A 12,160-nucleotide genomic window follows, 5' to 3' on the forward strand; every position below is an offset into this window, starting at 1 on the left:
GTAAGATATAATGTTTAAACAAGATCCTAGTAAGTCCTTTACATTTGAATTTAATGAGCATGGAGCTAATGAGGTAAGTGAACAAATTATGGATTCCTACAATAGTGGCTTTATTGGTCAGGATTTCGAAGCGACTAATGAGAATGCAGTACAAAGTAAAACGGAATAAGTATTTATAGGGCTCGCCAACAGGCGGGTTTTCCTATGTATACGTCTAGTAAATTTCTTTCGACGGGGCATTTACCCAAGAATCTCCTTTTAAACCTGCATATTCTTTTAATGTGTAAGTATTACAAAGGAGGAGGAACTGGAAAATGCAAGAAATGCCTAATTATATAGGGTCATATAACCCAAATGATCAAAGATTCGGTTTTGGTTTCGGCAGACCAGGATTTGGTTTTGGAGGTTTTGGCCGTCGCAGGTTTGGATTCGGATTTGGATTTGGATTACCATTCTTAGGGGGATTAGCACTAGGTGCAGCATTAAGTCCAAGACCATACTATTATCCGTACCCGCCATACCCGTACCCATATTACGGGTATCCGTACTACCCTTGGTATTAAATAATAATTGATGTAAAGAGCTTTGCTATCGCAGAGCTCTTAATAATGGTATCTCAAAAATATGTTATGAATAAAAGGTTGGGATTTCTTGGTTTTTTTGATAAAATGAAAGTGCTTTCATTGTTAAAACTTTACTTAGTGTAATCGTTAGATTAAAATCATCATTGGTTCATTTGCTTTGACAATATTAATTGGGGGTTAGTACATGCGTATCGGCGTTCCAAAAGAGATAAAAAATAATGAAAATCGTGTTGCTATGACACCAGCAGGGGTCTTTAACCTTTTGAAATTTGGTCATGAGGTATATATCGAAAAAGGAGCGGGACTTGGCTCTGCTTTTACCGATGAAGATTATACAGCTGCAGGTGCAAAAATTGTAGAAACTGCTTCTGAAGCTTGGTCGATGGAAATGGTTATGAAGGTAAAAGAACCACTTCCTGGTGAATACAAATACTTTCGTGAAGGTTTAATCCTGTTTACATACTTACATTTAGCTCCAGAGCCAGAACTTACAAAAGCTTTAATTGATCATAAGGTGGTAGGAATTGCGTATGAAACTGTGCAGCTGGCAAATGGTTCACTCCCATTATTGACGCCAATGAGTGAAGTTGCAGGAAGAATGGCTGCACAAATAGGAGCTCAATTCCTTGAAAAGGTTCATGGGGGCAAAGGAATTCTTCTATCAGGAGTACCAGGTGTACAAAGAGGAACAGTAACCATCATTGGCGGTGGTGTTGCAGGAACAAATGCTGCTAAAATGGCTATTGGACTTGGAGCAAAAGTTACGATTATTGACCTAAATCCAGACCGTCTTCGTCAACTGGATGATATCTTTGGTTCCGACATCACCACATTAATGTCTAATCCTTATAATATTGCTGAAGCTGTTAAGGAATCTGATTTAGTCATTGGTGCGGTACTAATTCCAGGTGCAAAAGCGCCTAAGTTAGTTTCCGAAACAATGATTCAATCGATGACACCAGGAAGTGTCGTAGTAGATATTGCCATTGATCAGGGTGGTATCTTTGAAACAACTGATCGTATTACAACACACGATAACCCTACATATATTAAACATGGTGTGGTTCATTATGCTGTTGCCAATATGCCTGGTGCTGTTCCAAGAACTTCAACTCTTGGCTTAACAAACGTAACCGTACCATATGCCATCCAAATTGCAAATAAGGGTTATCGACAAGCATGCCTTAAAAATGAAGCGCTGCTAAAAGGGATCAATACCCTAGGCGGCTTTGTAACCTATGAAGCAGTGGCAGAAGCACATGGCCTTCATTACTCAGATACAAAGACATTACTTGGGCAGCTTTAATAGATATTCACGAAAAGAAGAGATTAATTCTCTTCTATTTTACGTAGGCTCTGTTAAAACTGAATGTTGATTTCACTGTGTTTGGAAAATAAGCGGAGAATTTCCGTTTAAATTGAGAAATTTTATTATTTCCATAAAAATAGGCGGAGTTTTTCCGCTTATTGTATCCAAATCCTTGTAATTTGTCTTATTTAAAGCAGTTAAGCGGAATATCTCCGCTTATTTCTGCTCTTAAGGTTCCTCTTTAAACAATAGCCGGAAATTCTCCGCCTATGAATTCTCAACCCTGCACGAAAACAACAATGAATAATAATAGAGCCTTTATGTAAATAAATAAAGCCAGCTTCATAACGAAGCTGGCAGTTAAATTTGAAAATAATAGAGCCGCATTTGCCGTACCTCATATAAGAAAGTTTTAAACCACCACTCCTCAAAGTGGGTGTTCGCAAAAGCCTTCCTGCTTGTCCTCCATGTCGTATAGACAGAGGCTTGTCATTATAGCTTTGATAGTAAAACTCCCTTTTACAGCTTAAAGGTTAAAACTTTATTATCACTACGAGCAACGCAGCTTGTATTAGTATATTACTGCAATTCTCTCCATTCTGCAATGGTAAAAAAAACTAAATTTTTTTACCGAATGATTTGTAGTTCTTTAGGGAATTTTGTTAAGACTTTAGCTCCGTCAGCAGTAATATAAATATCATCCTCAATTCGTACCCCTGCTACACCAGGTACATAAATTCCTGGTTCAATGGTATAAACCATTCCTTCTTCAATTACTAATTGGTTTGTTTCTGTCATCGAAGGGTACTCATGTACGCTGATTCCTAATCCATGGCCAAGGCGGTGTGGAAAGTATTCACCGTAGCCTGCATCGGCAATAATTCTTCGCGCTGTTAAGTCTACCTCAGCAGCACTTACACCTGGTTTACTTGCCGCAACAGCCGCTAATTGTCCATTTAAGACAGTATCATATATTTCTTTTTGTTTATCATTAATATCGCCAAAAGCAACCGTTCTTGTTATATCTGAACAATAGCGATCTACTACTACACCTAAATCGAATAAAACTAAGTCACCCTTTTGAATTTTTGTGCTGCCGGGATTACCATGGGGGGACGCCGCATTTGCACCAGTCAGCACCATAGTTGAAAATGACATTTCTGTTACGCCCTTTTGCTTAAGTGCATACTCAACTGCATTAAGAACTTCTAATTCTGTTCTGCCTTCTTTAATTTCACTGCAGCCGACTTCGATAGCGTAATCAGCTAAGGCACAAGCCTCTTCAATAATTTTTAATTCTTTTGCATCTTTAATCATACGCAGCTTTCTTAATTTTTCTTCAGCGGAAACAAAAACAGCACCAGGGAATAAAACAGATAGCTGCTCATAGCGTTCCACATTCATATGTTCCTTTTCAATCGCAACTTTCTGCACTCTGTTTAGTCTTTTATTAATCGATGTATGTACTAATTCCCACGGATTATCGATATCACTATAGCCAATGATTTCTTGGTTCCAGCCAGAGCTTTTGACATCGTGAACCTCCATTCCAGGACATACGAGAAAGGGCTCTTCCTCTTGGAACACAGCTAGTGCAAGCAAACGTTCATGTGGATTTGAGAAAAATCCGCTTAAATAAAATACATTTTCAGAAGAGGTGATGAAGCTTACTTCAATACCATTTTCCTTCATCCATGCCTGAAGTTTTTGTAATCGTTGGTTCATACATTACGCCTCCTATATTAAACATCCACCTTGAGGGTATCAATTTTAAATCCTTGTGTAAACAATCTTACTTTAGCATGTGCTAAAACAAACCATTTATGGATATAAATGAGGAGGAATTTTGGTTTTTTTATTGAAGTACATATAATAAAAGTTTTGGAGGAGATGGCAGATGAAAGTATCTTATCATGGACATTCGGTTGTACAAATACAGGTCAATGGCAAAAAAATCATAATTGATCCATTTATTCGAGGAAATCAGTTAACAGATTTAAAAGTAGACGACGTAAATCCAGATGTAATTTTGTTAACACATGGCCACAATGATCATGTTGGAGATACAGTGGAGTTAGCCAAGAGAAACAATGCACTTGTTATTGCTAATCATGAAATTTCAACATTTTTAGGCTGGCAGGGTGTCAATACTCATGGCATGCATATCGGCGGCGCGTATCAATTTGATTTTGGCAAAGTCAAACTAACACAAGCTTTTCATGGTTCTAGCTATGAAACGGAGAATAATGAACTTGTTTATTGTGGTATGCCGGCTGGTATTTTATTTATGGCAGAGGGAAAAACAATTTATCATGCCGGTGATACAGCTTTATTTTCCGATATGAAGCTCATCGGTGAAAGACACCCGATTGATTTAGCTTTCTTGCCAATCGGTGATAATTTTACAATGGGACCGGAGGATGCAGCTTATGCCGCAAAATTGTTAGGGGCTAACACCATTGTCCCAATCCACTATAATACTTTCCCACCGATTAAACAGGATCCTGAACAATTTATTGCAATGCTTGAAAATAAGAATGGGAAAGTGCTGGAGCCTGGAGAATTTATCGAATTATAATACTTTTTTATCCCTTCTCTGCATAAAGTGATACAAGCAGTAAGTTTTGAGGGGAGACGAAAAAAGTTGAAAAAAAACAGATATTTACTATGCCTTTTACTTTGTGGATTCATGCTTTATTTTGCTGTTCCAAGACTATCTATACAAGCAGAGGGTCTTGAGGGAATATTTGCAATGTCATGGCTTGCATTTGCATTAATTGTGATTGCAGGAAACCTCACGGCCATATTGTATAGTCCAAAAAAGGCAGCAAGAAAACGTCAACAGCTCCGAATCAATAAAAAATCACGATCTTATTATTAATTGCCAAAATACAAAGGGAGCTGTATCCACAGCTCTTTTTGCGTTGGTTTATTATTCAAAATAATGGTATAAATAATATATCGATTAAATTTATCATTTAAGTGTTATAGAAATGGGTGAAGGTCTTGGCTACAAAGCATGAACAGATTCTACAATATATTGATGAACTTCCAGTTGGCGAGAAAATATCTGTACGTCAAATCGCCAAGGCGATGGGTGTTAGTGAAGGTACAGCGTACAGAGCAATTAAGGAAGCTGAAAATAAAGGGTATGTTAGTACGATTGAACGTGTTGGTACAATTAGGATTGAACGGAAGAAAAAAGAAAATATTGAGAAGCTTACCTTTGCTGAAGTTGTAAACATTGTAGAGGGTCAGGTTTTAGGCGGGAAGACTGGCTTACATAAGACACTAAATAAATTTGTTATCGGTGCAATGAAGTTAGAGGCGATGATGCGCTATACAGGGCCAGATAACTTGTTAATAGTCGGAAACCGAACACAGGCGCAGGAGCTTGCATTGAAGGCAGGGGCAGCCGTATTGATTACTGGCGGGTTTGATACCGAGGATCATATTAAGAGACTGGCAGATAGTCTGGAAATGCCGATTATATCGACTAGTTATGATACCTTTACGGTGGCAACGATGATAAACCGGGCTATCTATGACCAGTTAATAAAAAAGGAAATTATTCTTGTTGAAGATATCTTAACCCCTCTTTCAGATACCTATTATCTTCAGACTTCGGATAAAGTTACAAAGTGGCATAACCTTAATCTTGAAACTACTCACAGCCGATATCCTGTTGTTGATCAGAACCTGAAGATACAAGGGATGGTTACAGCTAAGGATATTATGGGGCAGGAGGGCGAGACCTCCATTGATAAGATTATGACCAAACAGCCGATGACGGTTTCTGGTAAGACAAGTGTTGCATCCACTGCACATATGATGGTTTGGGAAGGAATTGAGGTTCTTCCAGTCGTTGATGATGCTAACCGCCTAGAAGGGATTATTAGCAGGCAGGATGTTCTAAAAGCTCTGCAAATGAACCAGCGTCAGCCGCAGGTAGGAGAAACGTTAGACGATATTGTCACCAACCAAATGGTGTTAATGCGCGGCAGAGCTAAAGGGGAAGAAGTTTACACCTCTGAAGTTACCCCGCAAATGACCAATCATCTTGGAACCATTTCCTATGGAGTTTTCACGACAATTGTGACTGAGGCGGCGAATCGTATACTTCGGAGCTATAAAAAAGGTGATCTTGTTGTTGAAAACATGACTATTTATTTTCTCAAGCCTGTTCAGATGGAAAGTGTTATAGAAATCTATCCGAAGGTGCTTGAAGTAGGCAGAAAGTTTGGAAAGGTCGATGTCGAGGTCTTTAATGATGGCACCTTAGTTGGAAAAGCAATGATGATGTGTCAGCTGATCGATAGAAACTAAAAAAGCCGCTACCAAAGGGTAAGCGGCTTTCATTCATTATTGGGCATTGTAGCTTTCAGCTTCTTCTGCAGCAAATGGCAGGTAATGTTTATATTTCTTTACTCCTACCCAGGTAAATACGGCTCCATACACAATAAAGATTACTGAAACAATTGAAGTAACAGTCGTTTGTGAAATGAAGAATATATGGTTGATACCAAATAAGCCGACAAACAATCCTAGTGCTATATTAGATTTGGCAGCAAGCCATTTCTTTTCAATAGGACGGCTGCTTCTAAAATACTTGGTTTTATAGAATAAATAAAAAGCAAATAGAATGACAATCAAAAAAACTAGAGCAGACATTACATTTCCTCCAAGTCAAAAATTCTCTTGTTAATTGTACATATTATTTTAACAAAATACTACCCTTCTTCAAAAACAATAGAGGTGATTACATTGAATGAAAAAATTATAGAAATGATCGAGCAATATGAAACCATTATCGTCCATCGCCATGTTCGTCCAGATCCGGATGCATACGGGTCCCAATGTGGATTAGTTGAAATCCTAAAAGCTTCATACCCTGCTAAAAAAGTTTATGCAGTTGGGAAAGAAGAAAAGTCGCTCTATTTTATGCGGCGTTTAGATTCCATAGAAGACGAGGTTTATAAAGGTGCATTGGTGATTGTTTGCGACACCGCAAACGAGGAAAGAATTTGTGACAAACGATATTCATTAGGCGATAAGCTTATAAAAATAGACCATCACCCTAATGAGGATCCATACGGTGATTTATTGTGGGTCGATACTACTGCAAGTTCATGCAGTGAGATGATTTATGAGCTCTATTTGTTTGGTAAAGACAGAGGTTTAAAATTGAACGACGAAGCAGCACGTCTATTATTTGGCGGTATTGTCGGTGATACTGGCAGATTCCTGTTTCCAAGCACTACAGACAAAACCTTTGCCTATGCTGGTGAACTAATACATTATAATTTTTCCCGTACAGAACTTTTTGACAAAATGTATGAGCGTGATCTCAATATCATTAAATTAAATGGCTATATCCTGCAAAATTTTGAAATGCAGAGTAACGGAGTAGCTTCTGTTCTTCTTACAAAGAAGCTGTTGGAAGAGTTTGATGCAGCTCCATCAGAGGCATCTTTACTTGTAGGAACATTAGGTGATGTAAAAGGGATTAAGGCATGGGTCTTTTTTATTGAAGAGGAAGATCAAATCAGGGTGCGTCTTCGTTCAAAGGGTCCTGTCATTAATGGGGTTGCCAGGAAGTTTAAAGGAGGGGGACATCCACTTGCATCGGGTGCCTCAATCTATTCATGGGATGAAGTTGAAGATGTAATGAAGGAACTAAGTGAAGTATGTGATAATTATTCATTATAGGAAATCGGCCCCATGCCAGGGGCCGGTTTTTTTAATTTTCGAAACCTATTTCAAGCTGAATGGAAAGTGTGGTGAATATCACCATTTCCTTAACTTGCAGCTTATACCTTTTGTCATTTATTTTAACAGGTTTATTTTGAATGATTTTCTTGATTAATTCCTTGCTTTTATAAACGGTATCAATGTCTTTTGCTATCATCATGCTAATATCATCTTTAACGGAATCCTCAATCTCTGAAACACTTAGCATATCCAGCTTGTATTTTTCCCAGTTTGTGATTTTGACGTTGATTTTTTGTATTGTTAGCTGCTCAATGGTCCGCTTATTAATCTCCTTATACTCTTCCTGCCATATCTTCTTTTCTTCTTGTAAATCAATGATTTCTTCGCTTTGTTTATCAATTAAAGCGGTATGCTCCTCCTGCCATACACCAAATATATAAATGAAAATACACCAGCTGATTGCGCCGCCAATGACCATCCCTGCAAAGAAACGCTGCCATGAAGGTCTTCGGTAATAGGGAGGAATTCTCACGATATATACTCCTGTGTTAACCAATTAATAATCAATGCACCTGTTTGAGCACCGCCTAAAGCAGACAAGATGATGAGGAGCTGTTTAAATATGTCCCTTGTTTCAGCATTAAATATCCCTCTCTCAAAGGTGTAGACGGCATCAAAGGTTCCCCCGATAGCAGCAACAATTGCCCATATTCTTAAGTCTGTAGACAGCCGGTAAACAGCCGTCAGCGGTGGTTGTCCAGTTAGAAAGGCCGCGATTCCACCAATCAGTGCACCGCCTAATATAACGCCTAAAGCAATAAAATAACTTTCAATAAAAGTAGGAAAAAAACCAATTTCTTTCATAACCTCAACCGCCCTTACAAAGGATCAAAACCCTAGTACCATTTATATGGACAAACCACCTTTAATATGAATAATCATTTAATGGCTGTGTAAAAGGAAATTTAAATTTTGGAGCACAAATCAACAGACCAAGTTACACAGCCAACAAAAATAAGAACATATTTTCCTTTTTTACAGTTTGGCTCTATAATGAAGAGAGGAATTTCTTATTGAAAGAGGTGACAAAAATGTCTTTTATTCACCTTCATGTATATAGTGCATACAGCTTGTTAACAAGCACAGCATCGGTCCATGAATTAATCCATAATGCAAAGCAAAAAGGTTTTAAAGCCATTGCATTAACGGACAGGAATGTTATGTATGGAACCATTGAATTTTATAAGCTATGTTTAAAGAACAATATTCAGCCTATTATTGGGTTAACTGTAGATGTAGAAAGTGAAATAGAAAAAGAAGAATCATTTCCGCTCGTCTTACTCGCAGAAAATGAAAAAGGTTTTAAAAATCTATTAAAAATATCAAGTGCAGTCCAGACAAAAGCAGCAAATGGCATCCCTTTTAAATGGTTGAAGCATTATGCAGAAGGTCTCATTGCTATTACTCCTGGAATCGAAGGAGAAATTGAACAAAACCTGCTACATGACCAACAAGAACAAGCCATTGAAATTATTAACAAACTACAGTTCATCTTTGGAAAGGACTCATTTTTCCTTGCTGTTCAGAACCACGGATTAGAAAAGGAAAGCGTCCTGACAAGAAGAATCCAAAGTTTATCCGAAGAACTGAAGATTCCATTGGCCGCAACAAATAGAGTTCATTACTTAGAACAAGATGATATGTTTGCTCATGAATGTTTATTAGCGATTAAAAATGGAGACAAACTTCAGGATGAACACCGCGAAAGGTTAGAAAGTGATCAATTTTACCTTAAAACAGCAACGGAAATGCTAGAAGCTTTTTCAGAGATACCTGAAGCATTGGAAAACACTATTGCCATTGCAAAAAGATGTTTGGTAAACATTGAGTTGAACAAAACCTATTTACCTGAATTTCCGACTGTTGATGGGGAACCAGCGGAGAGCTATCTTGAGAGGCTCTGTCAGAAAGGTTTGCAGGAGCGTTTTACTGCTCCAACTCAAGAGCATTATGAGCGATTGAGTTACGAATTATCGGTCATTAATTCCATGAAATTTAGCAACTACTTTTTGATTGTTTGGGATTTTATGAGATATGCGCGTGAGAATGGTATTTTAACTGGACCTGGCAGGGGATCTGCAGCAGGTTCACTGGTTGCTTACGTGTTGTATATTACGGATGTTGACCCGCTGTCACATCAATTACTATTTGAGCGATTCCTAAATCCAGAGCGGATATCGATGCCCGATATTGATATTGATTTTCCGGACCATCGCCGGGATGAGGTAATAGAGTATGTGGCAAAAAAATACGGCGAATTACATGTTGCACAAATTGTAACGTTCGGGACTATGGCCGCCAAGGCAGCGATAAGAGATGTTGGCAGGGCTTTTGGCCTGAATACAAAAGAATTAGAACTGCTGTCAAGACGAATCCCTTCCCGTCTAGGTATAAATCTTGAGGATGCTTATAAAGAATCACAGCCCCTCAGAGGTTTTATCGATGAAAGCCCAATGAATCGAAAGCTTTATGATACTGCGTTAAAGCTAGAGGGATTACCTCGTCATACCTCAACACATGCAGCCGGTGTGGTAATAAGCGAGAAGCAGCTCATTGAGTTAATTCCCATTCAGCAAGGCCACAATCATGTCTATTTAACTCAATATTCGATGGAACATCTTGAAGAAATAGGGCTGCTGAAAATGGACTTCCTTGGGTTGCGGAACTTATCGTTAATAGAATCTATTTTATCTTCTATCCATAGAAAAACAGGAAGAAAAGTTGATATCAAGAACATCCCGTTAAATGATGAAAAAACGTTCGAGCTGTTAGCAAGGGGAGAAACAACAGGGATATTCCAGTTAGAATCAGAAGGGATGAGGAAGGTATTATCTCGTCTGAAACCCTCGCGGTTTGAGGATATTGTTGCAGTTAATGCCTTATATCGTCCAGGGCCAATGGAAAATATCCCTCTCTTCATTGATCGCAAACATGGAAGGCAGGCAGTAGAGTATCCGCATAAAGATTTGGAGCACATTCTCGAAAACACTTATGGAGTAATTGTGTACCAGGAACAAATCATGCAAATCGCCTCAACCATGGCTGGCTTTTCCCTTGGCGAAGCGGACCTTCTGCGAAGGGCAGTTGGAAAGAAGCAAAAGGATGTATTGGATAGAGAGCGGGCACATTTTGTTAAAGGTGCTTTAAAGAAAGGGTATAACGAAGTACTAGCGAATGATATCTATGATTTAATTGTTCGGTTTGCAAATTATGGTTTTAATCGCAGCCATGCAGTTGCCTACAGTATGATTGCTTACCAGCTTGCCTATTTAAAAGCAAATTATCCTCTCTACTTTATGGCTGGTTTATTAACATCGGCCATCGGGAATGAGACGAAAATTGCTCAATATATATTGGAAACAAAACAAAAGAATTTTGATATCCTTCCTCCTTCTATAAATTACAGTGGATATTCCTTTCAGGTAGAGAAGTCTGGTATTCGCTATAGCCTGGCAGCCATAAAAAGCGTTGGAGCAGCAGCACTAAGAGAGATTTTTTCAGCAAGGAAAAATAAAAGGTTTGAGGATTTGTTTGATTTTTGCACGAGAGTATCTTCAAAAGCAGTCAATCGAAAAACGCTGGAGGTTCTCGTACACTCTGGAAGCTTTGATGAATTTAAGGAAGACCGTGCTGTCTTGTTAGCTAGTTTAGATGTCGCACTCGAGCACGCGCAGTTATTTAAAGTGGACGAATCAAGCCAGGTGGAATTATTTCATGATGAATTTCAGCTTAAGCCTAAATACGTTAAGGTCGACCCTATCAGACTAGAGGATAAACTTCTTTTTGAAAAAGAGGCACTTGGTTTCTACCTCTCAGATCATCCAATTTCTATTTTTGAAAAAGGACTTAAACAAGCAGGAGCACTTGTCTTATTTGAATTAACAGCAGATCATAAACGTGCAGCGGCAGGTGTTTATGTTACATCGTCGAGAAAAATTCGTACAAAAAAAGGGGATTCAATGTCCTTTTTAAATGTAAGTGATTCTAGCGGTGAAATGGAAGCAGTCGCATTTCCAGTTGTTTACAAAAAATACGCTCACCTGTTAGACCAAGGAAAGTTTGCTGTGATTGAAGGAAAAGTGGAAGAGCGAGAGGGAAAACTGCAATTTATTATCCAACAAGTATCTGACATTGAAACATGGTTAAATACCAAGAACAAGCAGGATTCCATATTATACTTAAAAATCGTTGAGCAAAAACAAGATGAAGAGTCGTTAAAGCAATTAAAACAGTTATTTAAGGGCAATAATGGAAAGACAAAAGTGGTTTTACATTATGAAAGCAGTAAGAAAACCATCCGGCTGGGTAATGAATTTATGGTCTCCCCGAGCAAAAAATTAATGGATTTATTATGTGATTTTCTAGGTGCGAATAATGTGGTTTTGAAAGAATAATTCTTTACAACGCTTATAGATATGATATAGTGTAAATGAGATGGGTGTGGTCTGACCACTAAAAACAGACTATTAGTTATTGTAATTATTGATTTCTTTTT

12 protein-coding genes and 1 other RNA gene are annotated in these 12,160 nt (G+C 38.2%); 8 read left to right on the forward strand and 5 right to left on the reverse strand.

All coding sequences use genetic code 11. The features are described 5' to 3' along the window. The first annotated feature begins 10 nt into the window (after nucleotides 1-10). The 3 genes from H0184_RS12070 (at nucleotide 11) to ald (ending at nucleotide 1,890) form a co-directional block, all read left to right on the forward strand. Complete coding sequence (locus tag H0184_RS12070) at nucleotides 11-169, forward strand: hypothetical protein (RefSeq protein ID WP_221825012.1); 159 nt, start codon at nucleotides 11-13, stop codon at nucleotides 167-169. A gap of 154 nt (nucleotides 170-323) precedes the next feature. Further along, nucleotides 324-563: a spore coat protein gene (locus H0184_RS12075; protein ID WP_221825909.1), complete on the forward strand. Its 240-nt coding sequence runs from the start codon at nucleotides 324-326 to the stop codon at nucleotides 561-563. A gap of 205 nt (nucleotides 564-768) precedes the next feature. Next, a complete protein-coding gene (gene ald, locus H0184_RS12080) occupies nucleotides 769-1,890 on the forward strand; it encodes an alanine dehydrogenase (RefSeq protein ID WP_221825025.1) in 1,122 nt (373 codons plus the stop codon). A gap of 377 nt (nucleotides 1,891-2,267) precedes the next feature. Here ald and ssrS read toward each other — a convergent pair. Next, nucleotides 2,268-2,464: non-coding RNA, 6S RNA (gene ssrS / locus H0184_RS12085), on the reverse strand. Nucleotides 2,465-2,520: 56 nt separating this feature from the next. Further along, on the reverse strand, nucleotides 2,521-3,618 hold the full coding sequence (locus H0184_RS12090) for a M24 family metallopeptidase (RefSeq protein ID WP_221825028.1): 1,098 nt from the start codon (nucleotides 3,616-3,618) through the stop codon (nucleotides 2,521-2,523). 172 nt (nucleotides 3,619-3,790) lie between these two features. Here H0184_RS12090 and H0184_RS12095 point away from each other — a divergent pair, with 172 nt between their 5' ends. The 3 genes from H0184_RS12095 (at nucleotide 3,791) to H0184_RS12105 (ending at nucleotide 6,219) form a co-directional block, all read left to right on the forward strand. Then, nucleotides 3,791-4,471, forward strand: a complete 681-nt coding sequence (locus tag H0184_RS12095; protein ID WP_221825031.1) for a metal-dependent hydrolase — start codon at nucleotides 3,791-3,793, stop codon at nucleotides 4,469-4,471. A gap of 66 nt (nucleotides 4,472-4,537) precedes the next feature. Continuing rightward, nucleotides 4,538-4,774 carry a hypothetical protein gene (locus H0184_RS12100; protein ID WP_221825034.1) on the forward strand — a complete coding sequence of 79 codons (237 nt, stop codon included), beginning with the start codon at nucleotides 4,538-4,540 and terminating at the stop codon, nucleotides 4,772-4,774. A 125-nt stretch (nucleotides 4,775-4,899) separates the two neighbouring features. Beyond that, nucleotides 4,900-6,219, forward strand: coding sequence for a CBS domain-containing protein (locus H0184_RS12105; RefSeq protein ID WP_221825037.1), 1,320 nt, complete (start codon nucleotides 4,900-4,902; stop codon nucleotides 6,217-6,219). Between the two features lie 36 nt (nucleotides 6,220-6,255). Here the strand turns inward: H0184_RS12105 and H0184_RS12110 are convergent, their stop codons facing one another. After that, the gene (locus H0184_RS12110) at nucleotides 6,256-6,564 is read right to left on the reverse strand and encodes a YtpI family protein (protein WP_221825039.1); all 309 of its coding nucleotides are present in this window, start codon (nucleotides 6,562-6,564) and stop codon (nucleotides 6,256-6,258) included. 93 nt (nucleotides 6,565-6,657) lie between these two features. On the opposite strand from H0184_RS12110, the gene H0184_RS12115 reads away from it, so the two are divergent. Further along, complete coding sequence (locus H0184_RS12115) at nucleotides 6,658-7,602, forward strand: DHH family phosphoesterase (RefSeq protein ID WP_221825043.1); 945 nt, start codon at nucleotides 6,658-6,660, stop codon at nucleotides 7,600-7,602. 31 nt (nucleotides 7,603-7,633) lie between these two features. Here H0184_RS12115 and ytrI read toward each other — a convergent pair whose 3' ends face one another. Both ytrI and ytrH read right to left on the reverse strand, forming a co-directional pair. After that, the gene (ytrI, locus tag H0184_RS12120) at nucleotides 7,634-8,137 is read right to left on the reverse strand and encodes a sporulation membrane protein YtrI (RefSeq protein WP_221825046.1); all 504 of its coding nucleotides are present in this window, start codon (nucleotides 8,135-8,137) and stop codon (nucleotides 7,634-7,636) included. Next, nucleotides 8,134-8,469 (reverse strand): sporulation membrane protein YtrH, encoded by a 336-nt coding sequence (gene ytrH / locus H0184_RS12125; protein WP_034676826.1) that lies wholly within the window; start codon nucleotides 8,467-8,469, stop codon nucleotides 8,134-8,136. Before ytrH ends, ytrI begins: the two co-directional genes overlap by 4 nt. A gap of 227 nt (nucleotides 8,470-8,696) precedes the next feature. On the opposite strand from ytrH, the gene dnaE reads away from it, so the two are divergent. After that, complete coding sequence (gene dnaE / locus H0184_RS12130; protein WP_221825048.1) at nucleotides 8,697-12,059, forward strand: DNA polymerase III subunit alpha; 3,363 nt, start codon at nucleotides 8,697-8,699, stop codon at nucleotides 12,057-12,059. The last annotated feature ends 101 nt before the right edge of the window (nucleotides 12,060-12,160 follow it).

The organism is Neobacillus niacini (genome assembly GCF_019749295.1).
Taxonomy (GTDB): domain Bacteria; phylum Bacillota; class Bacilli; order Bacillales; family Cytobacillaceae; genus Neobacillus; species Neobacillus niacini_D.